This is a genomic window from Kitasatospora sp. NPDC088160 (genome assembly GCF_044741445.1).
Classification (GTDB): Bacteria; Actinomycetota; Actinomycetes; order Streptomycetales; family Streptomycetaceae; genus Kitasatospora.
Genome location: NZ_JBIUSS010000030.1, coordinates 77355 through 98264 on the forward strand (window position 1 = coordinate 77355; position 20910 = coordinate 98264).

Below are 20910 nucleotides of genomic sequence, written 5' to 3' on the forward strand. Positions count from 1 at the left end.
GCTCCGTACCACCATACAGTCAGGCGACGACTCGAACACGTGACGCGTCTGACATTGCCCCTCCCGACCCGGGCCGGAAGGGGTGTTCCGGCCGGTCACCCGGGCGACCGGCCGACGGCCGGCCAGGGTGGGTCCCCCGGGCCGGCGGGACTAAGGTGGCGGGTCATGGAGACCCATGGTGAGACGCAGGACGCCGCGGCCGGCTCGATCGGGGACTGGGCCGCGTGCTCGGCCGACCCCGGCTACCGGGCGGCGGTGCTGGACCTGCTCGGCGCACTCGCCTACGGCGAGCTGAGCGCCTTCGAGCGGCTCGCCGAGGACGCCAAGCTGGCGCCGGACCTCGCCGACAAGGCGGCCCTGGCCCGGATGGCCTCCGCCGAGTTCCAGCACTACCAGCGCCTGCACGACCGGCTCGCCGAGATCGGCGCCGACCCGCAGGAGGCGATGCGCCCGTTCGTCGAGCCGCTGGAGCTGTTCCACCGGATGACCGCGCCCTCGGACTGGCTGGAGGGCCTGGTCAAGGCCTACGTCGGCGACGCCATCGCGACCGACTTCTACCGCGAGGTCGCCGTCCGGCTCGACGACGACACCCGCGACCTGGTGCTCGGCGTCATGTCCGACACCGGGCACGCCCAGTTCGCGGTGGACAAGGTGCGCCAGGCCATCGAGGCCGACCCGCGCTCCGGCGGCCGGCTCGCGCTGTGGGGCCGGCGGCTGATGGGCGAGGCGCTCAGCCAGGCCCAGCGGGTGGTCGCCGAGAGGGACGCGCTGTCCAACCTGCTGGTCGGCGGCGTCCAGGTGCAGGGCTTCGACCTGGTCGAGGTCGGCAAGATGTTCAACCGGATCACCGAGGCGCACACCCGGCGGATGGCCGCCCTGGGCCTGGCCAGCTAGGGCCTGCCCGGCCCGGGCGTCAGGCCGGCCGGTGGCGCCGGGTGCGGTGGACACCGGCCCGGTGCGGGTGGTGCCGGTGCGCCGGGGCCCGCCCGGCGGCGAGGTCCGGCCGGGCCAGCGTCGTGGTCAGCACCGCCGAGGCCAGCGCCGCGGCCGCGATCGACGCCGCCGGGTAGCGCCCGTCCAGGCAGAAGTGCGCCACCGTCCCGCCGAGCAGCGCCGCCGCCAGGGCGGTGCCCAGGGTCAGGGTGCGGGCCGCCCGGAAGTACGCGGGCCGCGCCAGCAGTGCGGCCAGGCCCGCGGCCAGGCCGACGAGGGCGAAGGCGATCGACTCGACCAGCAAAACTGCCTCCCGGGGACGGGCGCGCGGCGCCGACGGCCGCACTGTCGCCGTACCCCGGCCGACCCGGCCGTACACGCAACGGTGCCCCGCTCCCTGGGGGAGCGGGGCACCGGGTGAGCAGCTCGGACGACGCCTCAGGCGGTGCCGAAGCCGACCTTGCGGGCGGCCTGCTCGCCGATCTCCACGTACGCCAGGCGCTCGGCCGGGACGATGACGCGGCGGCCGTGCTCGTCGGTCAGCGCGAAGAGCTTCTCCGAACCCTCCAGCGCCTTGGCGATCGCGCTCTGGATCTCATCGGCACTCTGCGTGCTCTCGATCACGATCTCGCGCGGCGTGTTCTGCACGCCGATCTTGACCTCCACGGCTTCCGTCCCTCCGGGGTTGCAGCCTCCACGCGCGGACACCCCGACCGCCTGGGACAAGCGTTCGCGACGACCGCGCCGTACGGCTTCACCATAGAGCACGGGATCACCGCGGCGGCGAAGGTCGGTGGATCACCCCTGCTAGAGGGCCTCTCCGCCCTCCGAGGTGGGGTGCATCGGGAAGCCCTTCAGCCCGCGCCAGGCCAGGCTGGCGACCAGTCGCGCCGCCTCGTCGCGCGGGATGTCCAGGCCCTGCGACAGCCAGTACCGGGCGGTGATCTGGGCCAGGCCGCAGACCCCGGCGGCGAGCAGCTTGGACTCCGCCTCGGGCAGGTCGGTGTCCTCCTGGATCACCTTGCTGACCAGCGTCGCGCTCGCCTCGGAGGCCCGCTCGACCCGCTCGCGCACGGCCGGCTCGTTGGTCAGGTCCGACTCGAAGACCAGGCGGAACGCGCCGGACTCGCTGGAGACGTAGTTGAAGTACGCCTCCATCGTCGCGGCCACCCGGAGCTTGTTGTCGGTGGTCGTCGACAGTGCGTCGCGGGTCGACTCGACCAGGGCGTCGCAGTGCTTGTCCAGCAGCGCCAGGTACAGCTCCAGCTTCCCGGGGAAGTGCTGGTACAGCACCGGCTTGCTGACCCCGGCGCGGTCGGCGATGTCGTCCATGGCGGCCGCGTGGTAACCCTGCGCGACGAACACCTCCTGGGCGGCACCGAGCAGTTGTTCACGGCGGGCGCTTCGCGGCAGGCGGGCACCGCGCGGGCGCTCCTGCGCCTCCTGGATGGCCGTCACGGCGCTCCTCACTTCGGTTGTTCGGGGCTGGCAAGAGGGCCGATTCTACTTTTCGGTAACCGCTTCCGCGTTCGGCGGGAGTGAGAAAAGGACCTCGGCCTCCTTGTCAGGAGCCCACAATACGGCGCTGACCTCGGCGTCGGCAGGGGTGTGACAGGGGCCGGAACGGCCGTCCGGGCCGTCGGAATCCGAACCTCGTGACGCACCGCACCGGCGGCGTCACCGAGCGCGGAGCGCGGGCCAGCATCGTGGACCCGGGGCCCCTCGCGGCGGCGAACAAGGCCACTCCCATCGTCCGCCATGAGCGGGGAGGCCGGCGACCGGCGCCCGGCCGCCGGCGCCGCCCGGTAACGGCCCGGTTCGGGGCGAGGTCACGCCCGTTCACTCGTTCAGGTGGCAACCAGGCATGTGACCGATGGATTGCCCGGGCCCGGTCCTACCTTTCTGCTGTCGGACCGAACAGGTGTGGGGGAGGCCGCGGACGCCGGGGAAATCCGGAGGGCGGCCGCACCCAGGGGGCCCGGCGGGTCGGGCCCGGCCCGCCGGAACGGGCGTGCGCCCGGGGGAACGGATCGCGGGAGGGGCGCGGCCGGACCGTCGGGCCGGACGGCCGCACCACCGCTCGGTGGTGCCCCGCCCCGGGGGAGCGTCGCGGTGTCGTACCCGGCCGACCGGACTCCTCGCCCCCGGACCGTCCCCGCCGCCGTGCGGGGCCGCCCCGGTGGCCACTCAAGCCGCTCAAGCCATCCGTCGATCCGCCCGCCCGTGATCCGCCCGCCCGTGATCCGCTCTGCCCTGGAGGTCTCCCGTGCGCATCGCCCTGCTCACCGAGGGTGCCGGCCCACATTCCCGGCGCGGCGCCGGAGGCTGGTGCGACCGGCTGGCCGCGGGCCTGCCGGAGCACGAGTTCGGGCTGTACCTGCTGACCGGCCAGGGCGGCCAGGGCACCGCCGAGCGGCTGTCGCCCGCCTGGCGCGGGGCGCGCGAGCTGGCGCTGTGGGGGCGCCGGCCGGGCGGCCGGGTGCCCGGCACGCTGCGCGGACGCCAGTACGCCCGGGCGTACGAGGACCTGGTCAGAGCCCTGGTGCTGCCGGGGGAGCGGGCCGGCTTCGGGGCCGGGCTGTACCGGCTGGCCGTCCTCGCCCGGGAGGACGGCACGTTGCCCGCCTTCCTCGCCTCCGCGCACGCCCGGCGCACCCTGGAGCGGGTCTGGCGGCTGCCGGGCGCGGAGACCTCGGCCGGGCAGCCGCTGGTCCGCGACGTGCTGGTCGCGGCGGACCTGCTGGAGCAGTGCCTGCGGCCGTTGTCCGCGCCCTGGTACGGCACCGGGCCCGACGGCCTCGGCGGCGCCGACCTGTGCCACGTGGTCGGCGGCGGCCCCGCGGCGCTGCCCGCGCTGGTCGCCCGGTACCTGCACGGGGTGCCGTTCGTGGTCACCGAGCACGGCCTGCACCTGCGCGAGCAGTACCTCGGCCACCGCGAGGCGCCGTACCGGTGGCCGGTCCGGGCGCTGCTGCTGGCGTACTTCCGGGCGCTGACCGAGGAGACCTACCGGCAGGCGGCCGTCCTGACCCCCGGCAGCGCCCACGACCAGCAGTGGCAGCGCCGCTGCGGGGCCGACCCGGCGCGCACCCGGGTGGTCTACGAGGGGACGCCCGCGGTGGTCCGCCCGGCGGCCGGGCCCGAGCCCGCCGTGCCGACCCTGGTGTGGGCGGGCGCGCTGGAGCCGGGGCGGGACACCGAGCTGATGCTGCACGCCTTCGCGCGGGTGCGCGCCGACCTGCCGAGGGCCCGGCTGGTGATCCACGGCGAGGAGGCCGAGCCCGGCTACCGGGCGCACTGCGCGGCGCTCGCCGAGCGGCTCGGACTGGCCGCGGCGGTGGACTTCGCCGGGCGGCCCGGCTCGCTCGCCGAGGTCTGGGAGGGCGGCACGCTGGCCGTGTTCTCCGCGCTGTCCCAGCGCAGCCCCCGGCTGCTCGCGGACGCGATGCTCAGCGGCCGGGCCGTGGTGTCCACCGACGTCGGGGTGGCCCGCGAGGTGGTCGGGCCGACCGGGCTGCTGGTGCCCGCCCGGGACCCGCGCGCGCTGGCCGGCGCCTGCCTGGCGCTGCTGCGCGATGAGGAGCGGCGCGCCCGGCTCGGGCTGGCCGGGCGGCTGCGGGCGCAGGAACGCTTCGCCGTGGAGCCGGTGATCGGCGCCTTCCGGGAGATCTACCTGGAGCTGGTCTCGCAGTACCCGGCCTTCCCCGGCGGCGGGGCCGGCGGCGCGGCCGGGGAGTCGCCGCGCCCGTTCGCCCGGCCCGCCGAGTACTGGCTCGCCGACGGCCGCCGCGCGCCGGACGGCCCGGGCGGCCAGGGTGCCCCGGACGCGGCGGACGGCCCCGGCGGACGCCACGGCGCCGGGCCGGCCGGGTCCGAGCGGCCGGAGGACGGGGGCGGTGACGCCGGCGCGCAAGAGCGCCCCGGCGCCCTCGCGGAGGCCGTCTGATGGCGGGCGGCGCGGCGCCGGGCGGCCCCGGGAGCCCGGTGGGGGACCCGGTGCGCGAGGTGATGGCCGAGCACCGGGCGCTGTGCGAGCGGGCCGTCGACCCGCTGGAGATCGCCGCCGGACTGGAGGAGGCCGGGCTCGGCCCGCAGGCCGCCGCGCGCTGCCGGCACGCCGACCTGTTCTCGCTCGCCGAGGAGCTGTACGCGCGGGTGCCCCGCCGCCCACCCGTGCCGGAGCCGCCGCGCGGCCGGGAGTGCGCCGCCGCCACCCGGGCGACGCTGACCGCCGCCGCGCTGGCCGCACTGCCCTGCGCGGCCGTGGTCGCGCTCGGCGCCCGCTGGCCGGTGCTGCTGCCGGCCGCCGTCCCGCTGGTGCTGGTGCCCGCCCTGGCCGCGGACCCCGCCGCCGAGCCCGGCCCGCCGGACACCCGCCCCTGCGGCGCGGCGGACGGGCTGGGTCCGGCGCGGGCGCCGCGGCGGGCCGGCTCCCGGTGGCACCCGGCGGCGCTGGGGCACGGGCTGGGCCTGGCCGCGCTGCTGCTGCTCCCGCTGGCCGCGGCGGACGGGGACCGGCGGCTGACCGCCGCGCTGGTGCTGGCCGGGGCGGTGTCGGCCGGGTCGGCCGAGCGGGCGGCCCGCTGGTACCGGCAGGTCGGCCGCGGCCATCTCGGCGCGGCGGCCACGCTGGCCGAGTTCCGGTCCCGGATGCGGCCGGTGCTCCCGGTGGCGGTCGCCCTGCACCTGGCGGTGCTCGCGGTGCTGACCTTCGCCGCGCTGGCGGTGCTGACCGTCCTCGCGCCGCGCCCCGGGCCGGGCCACGGCGGGGGCCTGCTGCACCTGGCGGCCGAACGGGCCGGTGCCGCGCAGTGGGCGGCGCAGGGCGTGCTGGGCCTGCTGCTGGTGCTGCCCGCGCTGCTGGCCCGCTGCGGCCGGACGGCGGCCGCCGCGGCGGGGGCGCTGGCCGGGCCCGCCGTGGCGCTCGGGCTGCTCGCCCTGGGCCGTTCCGGGCCGACGGCCGGGATGCTCGGCGGCGGCGCGGTCGCCGCGGTGCTGCTGGCGTACGCCTGGGCCGTGCTCGGCCGGGCCGGTTCGCACCGCTGAGCCCGCCCGCCGGTGCGGCCCCGGGTGCCGCCCCCTTCTCTTTGCTCTCACTCAGTCCGCTCTTGATTTTCAGTCCGCCAGGTCGTCCCCGACCTCGCTTCGTGGAAGGACGCCCCCGATGAGGGTGCTGCTGCTGGGCGCCGACGGTTTCATCGGCCGCCGGGTCACCGATCGTCTGCTCATGGACCAGGAGTTGCAGGTGACGGTGCTCGGCCGGCGCGACTCGGCCGACATCCGCTTCGACCTGACCACCGGAAGCCCGGGCGCGCTGGCCCGGTTCCTGGACGCGGTCGTGCCGCAGGTGGTGATCAACTGCGCGGGCGCCACCTACGGCAGCTCGCGCACCCTGATCCGGTCGAACACGCTGGCCGTCGCCACCGTCTGCGAGGCGATCCGGCGCAGCCGGGAGCCGGCCCGGCTGGTGCACGTCGGCTCGGCCGCCGAGTACGGCCCGGTGCCGGGCGGGGTGCCGGTGTCGGAGCAGGCCGAGCCGCGGCCGGTCGGCCCGTACGGGGTGTCCAAGCTGGCCGGGACGGAGCTGGTGCTGGCGTCGGGCCTGGACGCGGCGGTGCTGCGGGTGTTCGACGTGGTGGGCCCGGGGGCGCCGACCGCCTCGCTGTTCGGGCGGCTCGCGGAGGGGCTGCGGCGGGCCCTGGAGCGGGACGAAACCCAGGTGCGGATGCCGGACCTGTCCGGATACCGGGATTTCGTGGACGTGCGGGACGTCGCGCGGGCGATTCAGGCGGCGGCGGTGTCGGCCGCCACCGGGGTGGTCAACATCGGCAGCGGGCACGCCGTCCGGGCCCGGGACGCGGCCCAGCTGCTGGTCCGGGCGTCCGGCTTCGAGGGGGCGATCGTCGAGGAGAACCGCCAGGTCCTGCTGCCCGCGCAGGCCGGCGGCCCGGTCGGCGACCACCTGCCCGGCCACCACCTGCCGGGCCACCGGCCGGAGGGCCGGGTCGCGGCGGGGGAGCCGGTGCCGTGGCGGCAGGCGGACGTGCGCACCGCCCGGGACCGTCTCGGCTGGCGGACACAGGTGCCGCTGGAGGAGTCGCTCGGGGACGTCTGGCTGGAGACGGCCTGCCGGGTCTGAGCGGCCACCGGGAGCGCCCGGGCCTGTCGGCACAGGCCGGGGGCGCTTTTCCGGGCTCCGGCGGGCGGTCCCACGATCCGACGCCGGCCGTCTCGCCCATCGGACGAGCTGTCTCGGAATACCGGAGGGGCGTGACACTGTTGGCCTAGGAGCCACCCGCGTGGCGGCGCAGCAACCACCATGAGGCTGGCCCAGGCCACCTGAACCAGACACCCATCGGAGTCCCCGTGTCGTTGCCACCCCTGGTCGAGCCGGCCGACGAGCTCACCGTTGACGAGGTCCGCAGGTACTCCCGCCACCTGATCATCCCCGACGTGGGCATGGCCGGGCAGAAGCGGCTGAAGAACGCCAAGGTGCTGTGCGTCGGCGCCGGCGGCCTGGGCTCGCCCGCGCTGATGTACCTGGCCGCGGCCGGTGTCGGCACGCTGGGCATCGTCGAGTTCGACGTGGTCGACGAGTCGAACCTGCAGCGCCAGATCATCCACGGCCAGTCGGACGTGGGCCGCTCCAAGGCGGAGTCGGCGCGGGACTCGGTCAAGGAGATCAACCCCTACGTCGACGTGATCCTCCACGAGGAGCGCCTCGACAACTCCAACGTCATGGAGATCTTCTCCGGCTACGACCTGATCGTGGACGGCACCGACAACTTCGCCACCCGCTACCTGGTGAACGACGCCGCGGTGCTGCTCGGCAAGCCGTACGTGTGGGGCTCGATCTACCGCTTCGACGGCCAGGCCAGCGTGTTCTGGGCCGAGCACGGCCCCTGCTACCGCTGCCTCTACCCGGAGGCCCCGCCGGCGGGCATGGTCCCCTCCTGCGCCGAGGGCGGCGTGCTGGGCGTGCTGTGCGCGTCCATCGGCTCGATCCAGGTCACCGAGGCGATCAAGCTGCTGGCCGGCGTGGGTGACCCGCTGGTCGGCCGGCTGATGATCTACGACGCCCTGGAGATGAACTACCGCCAGGTGAAGGTCCGCAAGGACCCGGACTGCGCCGTCTGCTCCGAGCACCCGACGGTCACCGAGCTGATCGACTACGAGGCCTTCTGCGGCGTCGTGTCGGAGGAGGCGCAGGCCGCCGCCGCCGGCTCGACCGTCACCTCGGCGCAGCTCAAGCAGTGGCAGGACGACAAGGAGGACATCTTCCTGATCGACGTCCGCGAGCCCGGCGAGTACGAGATCGTCAACATCCCCGGCGCGGTGCTGATCCCGAAGAACGAGTTCCTCATGGGCGACGCCCTGGAGAAGCTGCCGCAGGACCGCAAGATCGTGCTGCACTGCAAGTCGGGCGTGCGCTCGGCCGAGGTGCTGGCCGTGGTCAAGGCGGCCGGCTTCGCCAACGCCGTCCACCTGGGCGGCGGCGTGCTCGGCTGGGTCAACCAGATCGAGCCGCACAAGCCGGTCTACTAGAACGCCGATACGCGGAAGGGCCCGCCTCGGCGGGCCCTTCCGCGTATCCGGTGGACGTCAGAGCGCGCCGCGGCGCTGCAGCACGTTGTAGGAGATCCAGCCCGGCAGCACCGGCAGCCAGAAGGTGAGCGCCCGGTAGAGGAAGACCGCCGGGGTGGCGACCGCCGGCGACACGTCCGCGACCGTCAGGGCGCCGATCAGGGCGACCTCGACCGGGCCGATGCCGCCCGGGGTGGGGATCGCCGAGCCGGCCGCGTTGGCGGTCAGGAAGACCACCGCGACCGCCGAGAAGCTGACGTCGCCGCCGAAGGCCTGAACCGAGGCGTCCAGGCAGGCGGTGAAGGACAGGGTCAGCAGCAGGATGCCGCCGAAGCCGGTGACCAGCTTGCTGGGCGTCTGCATCAGGTCGAGCATCCGCGGCACCACGCCGAAGAACAGCGAACGCAGCCGGCCCAGTACGAACCGGCGCAGCGGCGCGACCGCCGCCACCACCAGGGCGAGCACGGCGGCGGTCAGCACGCCGATGATCACCGCGCGGGAGGCGGACAGGTCGCCGTTGGTCTGGCTGCCGGTGATCAGGCCGAAGCTGAACAGCAGCAGCAGGTGCCCGGCCAGGCCGGCCAGCTGGGAGGCGCCGACCGAGGCCACCGCCTGGCCGGAGCGGATCCCGGCCTTCTGCAGGTAGCGGGTGTTGAGCGCGATGCCGCCGATCGCGGCGGGCGCGACCAGCTTGACGAAGGAGCCGGCCAGCTGGGCCGCGACGGTGCGCCGGAACGGCAGCTTCTCCGGGACGAATCCGGTCAGGCTCATCGCGGCGGCGACGTAGCTGAACGCGGCCGCCAGCAGGGCCGCCGCCGCCCAGACCCAGTCCATCTGGGAGAGCTTGAGCTGGGCCGGCTTGATGGTGGTCAGCGCCAGGTAGGCGGCGAAGGTGAGCGCGATCACCATGATCAGGCTCTTCGGCTTCAGCCGCTCCAGCTTGGCCGGCTCCATCGGCGCCTCGGGGGCGATCTGGAGGATCTGGCCGCGGATGCGGCTCAGCAGGTCCTCGCCGGCCACCGCGATGTCCTCCTCGGCCTGCTGCTGGGTGCGCTCGCCGGCCGCGACCTGCTCCAGCGCCCTGGCCCGGGCGACGGTCTTGCGCTCCTTGGTGAGCCGCGCGAGGTCGACCCTGGTGGAGCGGCTCATCCCGACCGGCTGGAGCAGCGGCAGCGCCTGGGCGACCCGGTCGGCGCCGAGCACCGCGTTGGCGGTGGCGACGGCCCGCTCCGGGCCGATCCGCAGCGCGAAGGTGGTGACCAGCTGGGCGACGTCGATGCGCAGCGTCAGGTCGGTGGCGGCGATGTCGCCGCCGGAGAGGTTGACCAGGCAGGCCGTCTTCTCGTCCACCACCAGCAGCGACTCGCCGGTCAGCCGGCGGTGGGCGATCCGGCGCTCGTGCAGGGCCGCCACCGACTCCCAGAGCGAGGCCATCACCTGGTCGGTGACCTCCTCGTCGGAGAGCTCGTCCAGGATGCGGCCCTCGACCTTGCCGTAGACCAGGATCGCGGCGTCCGGACCCAGCTCGGAGGTGGCGACCAGCTGCGGCGCGCGGGCGCCCGACGCGGCCGCCGCGTAGGCGATCAGGGCCTCCTGCTCCAGCGCCTGGCGCAGCGACTGCGGGCTGCGGCGCACCGCCACCGAGCGCAGCCGCAGCCGCCGCCAGGCCCGGTAGAAGAAGCCGGAGGCCTGCTGCTCGCGGTCGATGATGTGGACGTCCAGCGGCGGGCCGCTCTGCTGGGTGACGTAGTAGCGGCGGGTGCCGCCGGGCGCGTCCGGGGCGCGGTGGGCGCTCTCCGGGGTGAAGCCGACCTTGCGCAGGCCGATCATCAGGTGCTGGCCGGTGGGCCGGATGTTCGGGGAGCCGATCGCGTACAGCGTGCCGTACGCGACGGACCAGCCGATCAGGACGGTGAGCAGCAGCGACAGCGGGGTGGTGTAGCCGCCGAGCAGTTCGGTGATCCCGCTGAAGACCACCACCACCCACAGGGCGACCCGCCACCGGGGGCGGCTCGACATGCCGACCGCGGTCATGTAGGCGATCACCGGGGCGAGGTAGCCGTGCACCGGGTCGGTGAGGGTGCCGTTGCTGTCCATCGGCAGCCTGGTCAGCGCGTCCCGGATGTGGTCGGAGGCGCCTTCGGCCACCCACCAGTCGATGCCCAGCGAGACGCCGTAGGCGAGCACCGAGGCGAGCACGCCGTCGGCGACCCGCAGGCCGTCGCGTTTGATCAGCCGCTCGACCGCGAAGGCCAGCGGCACGGCGAGCACCGCGACGCTGGAGAGCAGGCCGGTGATCGTGGAGAGCACCGCGGAGAAGTGCGGCGCGTTGGTGGCGATGTCCTGTTCGATGCCGGTGGTGGTCGAGGTGGCGATGCCCGCCAGCACGAAGACGGCGACTATGCCGAAGACGCCGGCCAGGAAGCGGATCAGGTCGGACGGGCGGTGCGCCCGGGCGGCGAGCAGTGGCTCGTCGACGTCCAGGTGCGGGGTGCCGTCCAGCGGGTCGTGGTAGTCGGGCAGCGGGCGCCGGGCCGGCGGTTCGGCAGCCGCCGGTCCGGGGACGGCCGGTTCCCCGGGGGCCTCGGCGGGTTCGGCGGGTTCGGCGGGTTCTTCGGAGGCCTCGGCGGGCGCGGGGGTCTTGATCGTCCGGTCCTTGATCAGGGAGACTTCCGGCGTAGGCCCGGTCGCGGGCCCACCACCGGGAGCCGAGGGCACGGCGGCGGCGGACTCGTCGGAGTCCTCGTCCACACCCACGTCAGCCGTCCCGGTCATCTGGTCTTGTCCTCGTATCACCACTCACCGCCCCGAAGATGGTGGCATGCCTCGGCGCCCCGTGCTGGACAGGGGCCGGATCGGGCGCGGCGGATCGTTCGTACGGGGCCGCGGGTGCGCCCCCGTGAGGAAGAATGCCGCAGGTGACGGACGTAACAGACGACGGCCTCCCGGACACCCTGCCGCCCTTCGCCGAACTGGTGCTCGACCTGACCGAGCGGATTCCACCCGGCAGGGTGATGACCTACGGGGACGTTGCCGAGTACCTCGGCCAGGGCGGCCCCCGGCAGGTCGGCCGGGTGATGGCCCTGTACGGCGGCTCGGTCCCCTGGTGGCGGGTCATCCGCGCCGACGGCCGCTTCCTGCCCGGGCACGAGCACCGCGCCCTCGCCCACTACGGCGAGGAAGGCACCCCGCTGCGCGAACTCGCCGACCCGCCCCGGGTCGACCTGCGCCGGGCCCGCTGGGACGGACGGGAGCCGGGCACCGCGCGATGAGGCCGCCGCGGAACGCGCGACGAGGCCGCCGCGGACCGGGTCGCTGCGGACCGGGGATGCCGCGAAACCGCCGCGCCGACGGGAATGACGGGGCAGGATCGTAGGCTCGATACGGGCGGGCCCCGGCGGGCCCGCCCGGCCACGCCTCCAGCACAACCCCAGGATCCGCCTCCGTGAGTTCCCCGTACCGGCTCGTGCGCAGCCCGCTCGTCCAGCCCGCCCCACCCGTGCTGGACGAGTACCAGCGCGCCGTGGTCGAGCACGGCGGCGGGCCGCTGCTGGTGCTCGCCGGCCCCGGGACGGGCAAGACCACCACCCTGGTCGAGGCCGTCGCCCGGCGGATCGAGGACGGCACCGACCCCGAGCGCATCCTCGTCCTCACCTTCAGCCGCAAGGCCGCGACGGAACTGCGCGACCGGATGTCCGCCCGGCTCGGCTCCTCCTCGGCCGCCCCCCAGGCCACCACCTTCCACTCCTTCAGCTACGCCCTGCTGCGCGCCCACCAGGACCCGCAGGACTACGCCGAACCGCTGCGGCTGCTCTCCGGCCCCGAGCAGGACGTCATGGTCCGCGAACTGCTGGCCGGCGGAGCCGAGGACGCGAAACTCGGCAGCTCCCGGATCCACTGGCCGCTCGACCTGCGGGCCTGCCTGACCACCCGCGGCTTCGCCGACGAGGTCCGTGCCGTCCTCGCCCGCAGCCGCGAGCTGGGCCTCGGCGAAGCCGAACTGGAGCGCTTCGCCCAGGGCGTCCAGCGCCCCGACTGGGCCGCCGCCGCGCACTTCCTCGCCGACTACCTCGACGTGCTCGACCTGCGCGGCGTCCTCGACTACGCCGAACTCGTCCACCGGGCCGTCCTGCTCGCCGAACGCCCCGAGGTCGCCGAGCAACTGCGGCGGCGCTACGAGGTGGTGTTCGTCGACGAGTACCAGGACACCGACCCCTCCCAGGTCCGGCTGCTGCGCCAGCTGGCCGGCGGCGGTCGCGAACTCGTCGCGGTCGGCGACCCCGACCAGTCGATCTACGCCTTCCGCGGCGCCGACATCAACGGCATCCTCGACTTCCCGCAGACCTTCCGCCGGGCCGACGGCGAACCCGCCGACGTCAAGGTGTTGCGTGTCTCCCGCCGTTCCGGCGCCGTCCTGCTCGCCGCCTCCCGGGAGCTCGCCCGGCGGATGCCGATGGGCCGGCTGCCCGCCGACAAGCTCGCCCAGCACCGCGCGCTGCTGCCCTCCCGCGAGGGCGGCCGGGCCGAGGTCTACACCTACCCCACCCCCGGCGCCGAACTCGACTCGATCGCCGACCTGCTGCGCCGCGCCCACCTGGAGGACGGCGTGCCCTGGGGCGAGATGGCCGTCCTGGTCCGGGCCGGCGCCCGCTCCATCCCCGGCGTACGGCGGGCGCTCAGCGCGGCCGGCGTCCCGCTGGAGATCGACGGCGACGACCTGCCGCTGCGCGAGGAGCCGGCCGTCGCCCACCTGCTGCTCGCCCTGCGGGTCTGCGCCGAGCAGGCCGCCCGCGACCGGCACGGCGACCCCGACACACCCGACCCGCTCACCACCGACCTGGCCCACGCCCTGCTCACCGGCCCGCTCGGCGGCCTCGACGGCTCCGACCTGCGCCGCCTCGGCCGCGCCCTGCGCGAGGAGGAACGCGCCGCCCTGCGCGCCGACGGGGACCCGGCCGCCCCGCGCCCGGCCGGCGACCTGCTGCGCGAGGCCCTCGCCGAACCCGAGCGGCTGATCGCCCTCGACCCCGCCCACGCCCGCCGGGCCCGCGACCTCGGCACCCTGCTGCGCAAGGTCCGCGAACGCCTCGCCGGCGGCTGCACCGCCGAGGAGGCGCTCTGGGAGCTGTGGGACGGCAGCCGCCGCTGGCGCGAACGTCTGGAACGGGCCGCCCTGCGCGGCGGCGCCGCCGGCCGCAACGCCGACCGCGACCTCGACGCGCTGTGCGCCCTGTTCGAGACCGCCGCCCGCGCCGAGGAACAGGTCACCGGCCACCGCGGCGCCCTCGACCTGCTCGCCGAGCTCGACGCCCAGGACATCGCCGCCGACACCCTCACCGTCCGGGCCGTGCGCCCCGAGGCCGTCCGGCTGATGACCGCCCACCGCTCCAAGGGCCTGGAGTGGCGCCTGGTCGTCGTCGCCGGCGTCCAGGACGGCCTCTGGCCCGACCTGCGCCGCCGCGGCTCCCTGCTGGAGGCCGACCGGATCGGCCGCGACGGCCTCGCCGAACCGCTCTCCCCGGGCGCCCTGCTCGGCGAGGAGCGCCGGCTCTTCTACGTCGCCGCGACCCGCGCCCGGGAGCGGCTGATCGTCACCGCCGTCAAGGCCCCCGCCGACGACGGCGACGAGCCCTCCCGCTTCCTGCGCGAGCTCTACCGCGAGGACGTCGACCCGCGCACCGGAAGGGTCGTGCGCCGCACCCCGCCGGTCGTCGTCGAGGACGTCACCCACCGTCCGCGCCGCCCGCTGTCCGTCGCCGCACTGGTCGCCGAACTGCGGGCCGTCACCGTCGACCCGGCCCGCTCGCCCGAACTGCGCCGGGCTGCCGCCGAACGGCTCGCCCTGCTCGCCGCCGCCACCGACGACGAGGGCCTGCCACTGGTGCCCGCCGCCCGCCCCGACCGCTGGTGGGGCCTGGCCGACGCCACCGCCGCCCCCGACCCGCTGCGCAGCGCCGACCTGCCGGTGCGGCTGTCCGGCAGCGGCCTGGAGCAACTGGAGAACTGCTCGCTGCAGTGGTTCCTGGACAAGGAGGTCAAGGCCCGCGCAGCCGGCTCCGCCGCCCAGGGCTTCGGCAACGTCGTGCACGCGCTCGCCGACGAGGTCGGCTCCGGGCGCACCCCCGCCGACCTCGCCGTCCTGATGGAACGCCTGGACACCGTCTGGGACGCGCTGGCCTTCGACGCGCCCTGGAAGTCCCAGCAGGAGAAGACCCAGGCCCGTGCCGCCCTGGAGCGCTTCCTCAACTGGCACGTGCTGGAACGCGGCCGCGACCTCGTCGCCACCGAGCACGGCTTCGACGTCACCCTCGACGCCGGCGGCGTCTCGGTGCGCATCCGCGGCTCGATGGACCGGGTCGAGAAGGACGCGGCCGGGCGCGCCTACGTCGTCGACTTCAAGACCGGCAAGCAGATCCCCACCGACAGGTCGCTGCCCGAGCACAAGCAGCTCGCCGTCTACCAGCTCGCCGTCCGCGCAGGGGCCCTCAACGAGCTGCCCGGCTTCGCCGACCGCCCCCCGGCCACCGGCGGCGCCGAACTCGTCCACCTGCGCGAGCCCGCCGCCAAGGCCGCCCAGGACGCCCCCAAGGTGCAGCGGCAGGACCCGCCGGAGGGCGAGCCGTGGATCGAGAACCTGCTCGCCGACGCGGCCGGCCGGGTCCTCGCCGAGCGCTTCGTCCCGCAGACCGGCGGCGGCTGCGACCGCTGCACCTTCCGCCGCAGCTGCTCCGCCCAGCGGGACGGGGCGCAACTCGTCGAGTGAAGGTTGTCCGCCGCTCCGGTTAACGTTGCGGGGTGACCGCCGTGCTCAGCCATCCCGACCAGCTCAAGGAGCTGCTGGGCATCCCGTTCAACCGGGAGCAGATGGCGGCCATCGGCGCCCCCCTGGAACCGGCCGTGATCGTGGCCGGCGCCGGGTCCGGCAAGACCACGGTGATGGCCGCCCGGGTGGTCTGGCTGGTCGGCTCCGGCGCCGTCCGGCCCGAGGAGGTGCTCGGCCTCACCTTCACCAACAAGGCCGCCGGCGAACTCGCCGAACGCGTGCGCACCGCCCTGCTGCGGGCCGGTGTCACCGGGGAGGACGGCGCGGAGCCGCTCGGCGAACCGGAGATCTCCACCTACCACGCCTTCGCCGGCCGGCTGCTCAAGGAGCACGGCCTGCGGATCGGCATCGAACCCGACGTGCGGCTGCTCGCCGACGCCACCCGCTTCCAGCTCGCCGCCAAGGTGCTGCGCACCGCCCGCGGCCCGTTCCCCGCGCTCACCGGCACCTTCGCCAACCTGGTCGCCGACCTGATCGCCCTGGACGGCGAACTCGCCGAGCACCTGGTCGAGCCGGACACCCTGCGCGCCCACGACGAGGACCTGCTGGACACCCTCGCCACCGTCAAGCTCACCAACGACGACCTGCGGGCCGTCCCCGCCACCGCCCGGGCCCGGCTGGAGCTGCTGCGCCTGGTCGAGGACTACCGGCGCCGCAAGCACGCCGCCGGGCTGATGGACTTCGGCGACCAGATAGCCGCCGCCGCCCGGCTCGCCCAGCAGCGGCCCGAGGTCGGCGCGCTGCTCCGCGGCCAGTTCCGGGTCGTGCTGCTCGACGAGTACCAGGACACCTCGGTCGCCCAGCGGCTGATGCTGGCCGGCCTGTTCGGCGCCGGCCCAGGGGGACCGGGCGGTGCCCACCCCGTCAGCGGCCACCCCGTCACCGCCGTCGGCGACCCCTGCCAGGCGATCTACGGCTGGCGCGGCGCCTCCGTCGCCAACCTCGACGAGTTCCCCCGGCACTTCCCGAAGGCCGACGGCCGCCCCGCCGCCCGCTACGCGCTCAGCGAGAACCGCCGCAGCGGCGGGCGGCTGCTCGCCTTCGCCAACGAACTCGCCGCGCCGCTGCGGGCCATGCACGAGGGCGTCGAGGCGCTGCGCCCGGCCCCCGGCGCCGAGCAGGACGGCTACGCGCGGGCGGCGCTGCTGCCCACCCACGCCGAGGAGGTCGACTGGCTCGCCGACTCGATCGCCCACCTGGTGCGCACCGGCACCGCGCCCGGCCGGATCGCCGTGCTGTGCCGCGGCGGCGCGGCCTTCCCGGACATCCACGCGGCCCTGGTCGCCCGCGAGGTGCCGGTCGAGGTGGTGGGCCTGGGCGGGCTGCTGCAACTGCCCGAGGTGGCCGACCTGGTGGCGGTCTGCGAGGTGCTCCAGGACCCGACCGCCAACGCCGCGCTGGTGCGCCTGCTGATCGGCCCGCGCTGGCGGATCGGCCCGCGCGACCTCGCCCTGCTCGGTCGCCGGGCCGCCGACCTGGTGCGCACCGACCGACCCGAGGGCGTGGAGGCGCTGACGGCGGCCGTCGCCGAGGCCGACCCCACCGAGGTGGTCTCGCTCGCCGACGCGGTGGAGACCTTCCTCGACGCGGAGCAGCCCGACGAACTGCCCTTCTCCGCCGAGGCCAGGGTCCGCCTGGCCCGCCTCGGCCAGGAGCTGCGCGACCTGCGCCGCTCGCTCGCCGACCCGCTGATGGACGTGCTGCACCGGGTGCTGGCCGTCACCGGCCTGGAGGTCGAACTCGCCGCCTCCCCGCAGGCGCTGGCCGCCCGGCGGCGCGAGACCCTGCACGCCTTCCTGGACGTCGCCGCCTCCTTCGCCGACCTCGACGGCGACCCCGGCCTGGCCGCCTTCCTCGGCTTCCTGCGCGCCGCCCAGGAGTACGAGCGCGGCCTGGACAGCAGCCTGCCCGGCGGCGAGGACACCGTGAAGGTGCTCACCGCACACAAGTCCAAGGGCCTGGAGTGGGACGTCGTCGCCGTCCCCGGCCTGGTCAAGGGCTCGTTCCCGTCCACCACCTCGCGCGAGCGCTGGACCAGCAGCAAGCGGGTGCTCCCGCACGCCCTGCGCGGCGACGCGGACACCCTGCCCGACGTGCGCGGCGGGTGGGACGGCAAGGCCATGACCGCGTTCAAACGGCAGCTGGCCGAGCACTCCGGCACCGAGGAACTGCGCCTGGGCTACGTCGCGTTCACCCGCCCGCGCACGCTGCTGCTGGCCTCCGGGCACTGGTGGGGGCCCAGCCAGAAGACCGTCCGCGGCCCGTCCGCCTTCCTGGAGCAGCTGCGCGAGCACTGCGAGCGGCCCGGCGCCGGGGAGGTCGAGCACTGGGCCGAGCAGCCGGAGAAGGGCGCCGAGAACCCGGCGCTGGCCGCCCCCGTCGAGCACCCCTGGCCGCTGCCGCTGGACCCGGCCGCCCAGCTGGCCCGCCGCCGGGTCGCCGAGGTGGTGCACGCCCGGCTGGCCGGCGCGCCCGCCCCCGAGCCCGAGCCGATGGCCGCCGAGGACCAGCGCCAGGCGGCCTCCTGGGACCGCGACCTCACCGCGCTGCTGGGCGAGTTGGAGCGCTCCCGGCGCACCGCCCGCGACGTGCCGCTGCCCGCCGCGCTGTCCGCCACCCAACTGCTGCGCCTGGCTGCCGACCCGGACGGCTTCGCGCGCGACCTGGCCAGGCCGATGCCGCGCCCGCCGCAGCCGGCCGCCCGGCGGGGCACCCGCTTCCACGCCTGGGTGCAGTCCCGGATCGAACCGCTGCTGCTGATCGAGCCGGGCGCGCTGCCCGGCGCGGACGACGACGGCATCGAGGACGAGCAGGACCTGGAGCAGCTCAAGGAGGCGTTCCTGCGCACCCCGTACGCCCAGCGCCGGCCGCACCGGGTGGAGGCGCCGTTCCAGCTGGTGCTCGGGGGGCGGGTGGTGCGCGGCCGGATCGACGCGGTCTACCGGGACGGTGACGTGACGTCAGTAGCCGGTGGCGCGTCACGCTACGAAGTGGTGGACTGGAAGACCCACCGCGAGGAGACTGCCGACCCGTTGCAGCTCGCGGTCTACCGGATCGCCTGGGCCGAGCAGGCGGGCGTTCCGCCGGAGCAGGTCACGGCTTCCTTCCTGTACGTCCGCAGCGGGCGGATCGTCCGTCCGGCAGGACTTCCCGACCGAAAAGAGTTGGAACGGCTCCTGATCGGGAACAGTGAAGAATGAGTCACGCAGAGCATTCAAGTCATCACGGCAGCGCCCGAAACCTGTGCGTCATGCACGTTTCGTGCCTATTGTGGGGTCGGTAACCGGTCAACCCCCGTGCTCCGGCCGCCAGCGAGGCCCGCATTCCCTAACCCTCAGTCATCACCGCAGGTGCCCCAGGGCATCGGCGTCTTCTGCTGGAGTAACGACGTTGAGCGCGACCGGATGGATCAGAGAGCGGTTCACCGGGCCGACCCCGGGACCCGCTCCGGGCACGACCGGCACCTGGCCGAGGACGGCGCTCGCGCTGCCCTTCATCGGCATGGCGCTGATCGTCGCCCTCGACTTCGTCAGCAACACCGAGGTGACGGTCGAACCGGCCCTCACCGCCGTCCCCGCGCTGGCCGCCGTGGTCAGCCACCGAACCTGGTACCCGCTCGCCATCGGCCTCTTCACCGAGGCGGTGGCCTTCCTGATGGCCTTCCGCAGCGACGCGCTCGACCAGTCCGTGCACGCCGCCAGCGTCTTCGCGATCCTGCTGGTCGCGCTGATCGGCTGGGTCAGCGCCACCCTGCGGCTGCGCCAGGAGCGGGCGCTGGCCGACGCCCAGCTCGTCGCCTCGATCGCCCGCCGGGTGCTGCTGAGGCCCGTCCCCGAGCGGGTCGGCACCGTCCAGGCGGCCGTCCACTACGAGGCCGCCGCCGCGCACGCCAGGATCGGCGGCGACCTGTACGAGGTGGTCAACACCCGGCACGGGGTGCGGGCCGTGGTCGGCGACGTCCGCGGCAAGGGCCTCGGCGCGGTCGAGACCGCCGCCGCCGTCCTCGGCGCCTTCCGCGAGGCCGCGCACCAGGAGCCCGCACTGGACCGGGTCGCCGGCTGGCTGGCCGTCAGCCTCGACCGGGCCCTGCACGAGAACGACCACCCGGGCGTGGAGGAGGAGTTCGTCACCCTGGTGCTGATCGGCGTCGGGGCGGACGGCACCGCGGAACTGGTCAACTGCGGCCACCCCTCGCCGCTGCTGCTGCGCGGCGGGGATGTCCGGCCGCTCGAACTCGCCGAGACCGTCCCGCCGCTGGGCGTCCTGGACCCGGCCGACGTCCGGCCGCCGGTGCACCGGGTGGCACTGCGGCCCGGCGACCGGGTCCTGCTGTTCACCGACGGGGTGATCGAGGCCCGCGACCGCTCCGGCGCCTTCTACCCGCTCGCCGAGCGCCTCCCGCGCTGCGCCGACGGCCGCCCGGCGGACGTCCTGCAGCGCCTGCACGAGGACGTGGTGCGCCACGTCGGCCGCCAACTCGGCGACGACGCGGCCATGCTGCTCCTCCAGTACGCGCCGGCCCCCGCCGCCGGCACCCAACTACCGCACCAGCACGGCGTCCTGACCCGGCACTAGTCCCGTGCTGGGCCCGTACTAGAGCGAGACCTCCACCAGCAGCGGCCGGTGGTCCGACACCGCCGCGCGCGGCGCCGCCGCCGGGCCGACCGCGGCGCGCGGCACGCCGACCGCCAGCACGTGGTCGAACTGCACCGCCGGGCGGTGCGAGGGGTACGTCGGGGTGCGGGCCAGGTCGTACCAGCCCTGCAGACGGGGGCGGGGCTCGCGCACCCGGCGCCGGCGCGGCTCGGCCAGGGCCGGCCGGGCCCGCCGGGCCGCCCGCAGCTCCCGGACCCGTGCCCGGGGAGCGGTGCGCTCCAGTGCGGTCGCCCCGCCGAGGACGGTGCGCGGCACCGCGCCGACCAGGTTGAAGTCGCCCAGCACCAGGTACGGCTGCGGCAGGTCCGCGATCCACCGCCGGATGCCGGCCAGCTGCGCCATGTTCCACCCGGGGACGAAGGACAGGTGCGCCGCCACCACGGTGAACGGGCCGTGGTCGCCCTCCAGCACGGCCGCCAGCGCCGCCCGCGGCTCGTCCGGCACCGGGGTGAGCCCGCGCCGGCCGGCCACCCGCAGTGGCAGTCCGAACGGGGCCGGGGCGAACCGGCGGGCCCGCCAGTGCCGCACCGGCAGCCGGGTCAGCAGCGCGGTGCCGTACGAGGGCGGGGCGCCGTCGCCGACGTCGCCGGGCCCGTACACCCGCAGGCCGCCGGGCACGGAGGGCTCCGGCACCCAGCCCGCGACCGGCGCCGGGCGCCCGTGCAGGGCGGCGGCGAACCGCCAGTCGGCGGCCCCCATGGCCTTGGCGGCCACCGCGGCCTGGTCGGTGCCGCCCGAGCGGGACTGGTGGCGGTCCACCTCCTGGAGGGCCAGTACGTCGGCGTCCAGCGCGGCCACCGCCTCCGCCAGCGGCCCGCCGGCGTCGGCGGGGTAGGGCCGCGGGGCGCCGTCCGGGGCGAGCGGCTGACCGTGCAGCAGGTTGAAGGTGGCGATGCGCAACTGGCTCACACCGC

The 20910-nt window shown here is 75.6% G+C and carries 14 protein-coding genes; 9 read left to right on the forward strand and 5 right to left on the reverse strand.

Annotated elements, in window-relative coordinates; translation table 11 throughout:
- Positions 1 to 165 precede the first annotated feature (165 nt).
- On the forward strand, positions 166 to 894 hold the full coding sequence (locus ACIOGZ_RS35840) for a ferritin-like fold-containing protein (RefSeq protein ID WP_063347921.1): 729 nt from the start codon (positions 166 to 168) through the stop codon (positions 892 to 894).
- Positions 895 to 913: 19 nt separating this feature from the next.
- On the opposite strand, the gene ACIOGZ_RS35845 is transcribed toward ACIOGZ_RS35840, so the two are convergent.
- The 3 genes from ACIOGZ_RS35845 to ACIOGZ_RS35855 all read right to left on the reverse strand — a co-directional run bounded on the left by ACIOGZ_RS35845 (position 914) and on the right by ACIOGZ_RS35855 (position 2391).
- A complete protein-coding gene (locus ACIOGZ_RS35845; protein ID WP_363586741.1) occupies positions 914 to 1237 on the reverse strand; it encodes a hypothetical protein in 324 nt (107 codons plus the stop codon).
- A gap of 134 nt (positions 1238 to 1371) precedes the next feature.
- A complete protein-coding gene (locus tag ACIOGZ_RS35850) occupies positions 1372 to 1599 on the reverse strand; it encodes a DUF3107 domain-containing protein (RefSeq protein WP_063347919.1) in 228 nt (75 codons plus the stop codon).
- Between the two features lie 141 nt (positions 1600 to 1740).
- Positions 1741 to 2391 (reverse strand): TetR/AcrR family transcriptional regulator, encoded by a 651-nt coding sequence (locus tag ACIOGZ_RS35855; protein WP_363586740.1) that lies wholly within the window; start codon positions 2389 to 2391, stop codon positions 1741 to 1743.
- Positions 2392 to 3199: 808 nt separating this feature from the next.
- On the opposite strand from ACIOGZ_RS35855, the gene ACIOGZ_RS35860 reads away from it, so the two are divergent.
- The 4 genes from ACIOGZ_RS35860 (at position 3200) to moeZ (ending at position 8478) form a co-directional block, all read left to right on the forward strand.
- Positions 3200 to 4879 (forward strand): DUF3492 domain-containing protein, encoded by a 1680-nt coding sequence (locus tag ACIOGZ_RS35860; protein ID WP_363629526.1) that lies wholly within the window; start codon positions 3200 to 3202, stop codon positions 4877 to 4879.
- A complete protein-coding gene (locus ACIOGZ_RS35865) occupies positions 4879 to 5979 on the forward strand; it encodes a hypothetical protein (protein ID WP_400809865.1) in 1101 nt (366 codons plus the stop codon). The genes ACIOGZ_RS35860 and ACIOGZ_RS35865 overlap by 1 nt, the downstream gene beginning before the upstream one ends.
- Before the next feature lie 118 nt (positions 5980 to 6097).
- Positions 6098 to 7072: an NAD-dependent epimerase/dehydratase family protein gene (locus ACIOGZ_RS35870; protein WP_363586737.1), complete on the forward strand. Its 975-nt coding sequence runs from the start codon at positions 6098 to 6100 to the stop codon at positions 7070 to 7072.
- 227 nt (positions 7073 to 7299) lie between these two features.
- The gene (moeZ, locus tag ACIOGZ_RS35875; protein WP_363372596.1) at positions 7300 to 8478 is read left to right on the forward strand and encodes an adenylyltransferase/sulfurtransferase MoeZ; all 1179 of its coding nucleotides are present in this window, start codon (positions 7300 to 7302) and stop codon (positions 8476 to 8478) included.
- A gap of 57 nt (positions 8479 to 8535) precedes the next feature.
- Here moeZ and ACIOGZ_RS35880 read toward each other — a convergent pair whose 3' ends face one another.
- On the reverse strand, positions 8536 to 11292 hold the full coding sequence (locus ACIOGZ_RS35880; protein WP_363586736.1) for a lysylphosphatidylglycerol synthase transmembrane domain-containing protein: 2757 nt from the start codon (positions 11290 to 11292) through the stop codon (positions 8536 to 8538).
- Between the two features lie 134 nt (positions 11293 to 11426).
- Between ACIOGZ_RS35880 and ACIOGZ_RS35885 the strand changes: the two genes are divergently transcribed.
- From ACIOGZ_RS35885 to ACIOGZ_RS35900, 4 genes are all read left to right on the forward strand, one after another.
- A complete protein-coding gene (locus tag ACIOGZ_RS35885) occupies positions 11427 to 11789 on the forward strand; it encodes an MGMT family protein (protein WP_371517224.1) in 363 nt (120 codons plus the stop codon).
- Between the two features lie 173 nt (positions 11790 to 11962).
- Positions 11963 to 15280 (forward strand): ATP-dependent DNA helicase, encoded by a 3318-nt coding sequence (locus tag ACIOGZ_RS35890; protein WP_363586734.1) that lies wholly within the window; start codon positions 11963 to 11965, stop codon positions 15278 to 15280.
- 32 nt (positions 15281 to 15312) lie between these two features.
- A complete protein-coding gene (locus tag ACIOGZ_RS35895) occupies positions 15313 to 18540 on the forward strand; it encodes a UvrD-helicase domain-containing protein (RefSeq protein WP_371517223.1) in 3228 nt (1075 codons plus the stop codon).
- A gap of 190 nt (positions 18541 to 18730) precedes the next feature.
- The gene (locus tag ACIOGZ_RS35900) at positions 18731 to 19915 is read left to right on the forward strand and encodes a PP2C family protein-serine/threonine phosphatase (RefSeq protein WP_363586732.1); all 1185 of its coding nucleotides are present in this window, start codon (positions 18731 to 18733) and stop codon (positions 19913 to 19915) included.
- Positions 19916 to 19933: 18 nt separating this feature from the next.
- On the opposite strand, the gene ACIOGZ_RS35905 is transcribed toward ACIOGZ_RS35900, so the two are convergent.
- Positions 19934 to 20905, reverse strand: coding sequence for an endonuclease/exonuclease/phosphatase family protein (locus tag ACIOGZ_RS35905; protein ID WP_363372609.1), 972 nt, complete (start codon positions 20903 to 20905; stop codon positions 19934 to 19936).
- Between the last annotated feature and the right edge of the window lie 5 nt (positions 20906 to 20910).

What these genes read in the sequence shown, in the direction of transcription:
- ACIOGZ_RS35840 (WP_063347921.1), top strand. Translation starts at nt 166, where the DNA reads ATGGAGACCCATGGTGAGACGCAGGACGCCGCGGCCGGCTCGATCGGG.
- ACIOGZ_RS35865 (WP_400809865.1), top strand. Translation starts at nt 4,879, where the DNA reads ATGGCGGGCGGCGCGGCGCCGGGCGGCCCCGGGAGCCCGGTGGGGGAC.
- ACIOGZ_RS35870 (WP_363586737.1), top strand. Translation starts at nt 6,098, where the DNA reads ATGAGGGTGCTGCTGCTGGGCGCCGACGGTTTCATCGGCCGCCGGGTC.
- ACIOGZ_RS35880 (WP_363586736.1), bottom strand. Translation starts at nt 11,292, where the DNA reads ATGACCGGGACGGCTGACGTGGGTGTGGACGAGGACTCCGACGAGTCC.
- ACIOGZ_RS35885 (WP_371517224.1), top strand. Translation starts at nt 11,427, where the DNA reads ATGCCGCAGGTGACGGACGTAACAGACGACGGCCTCCCGGACACCCTG.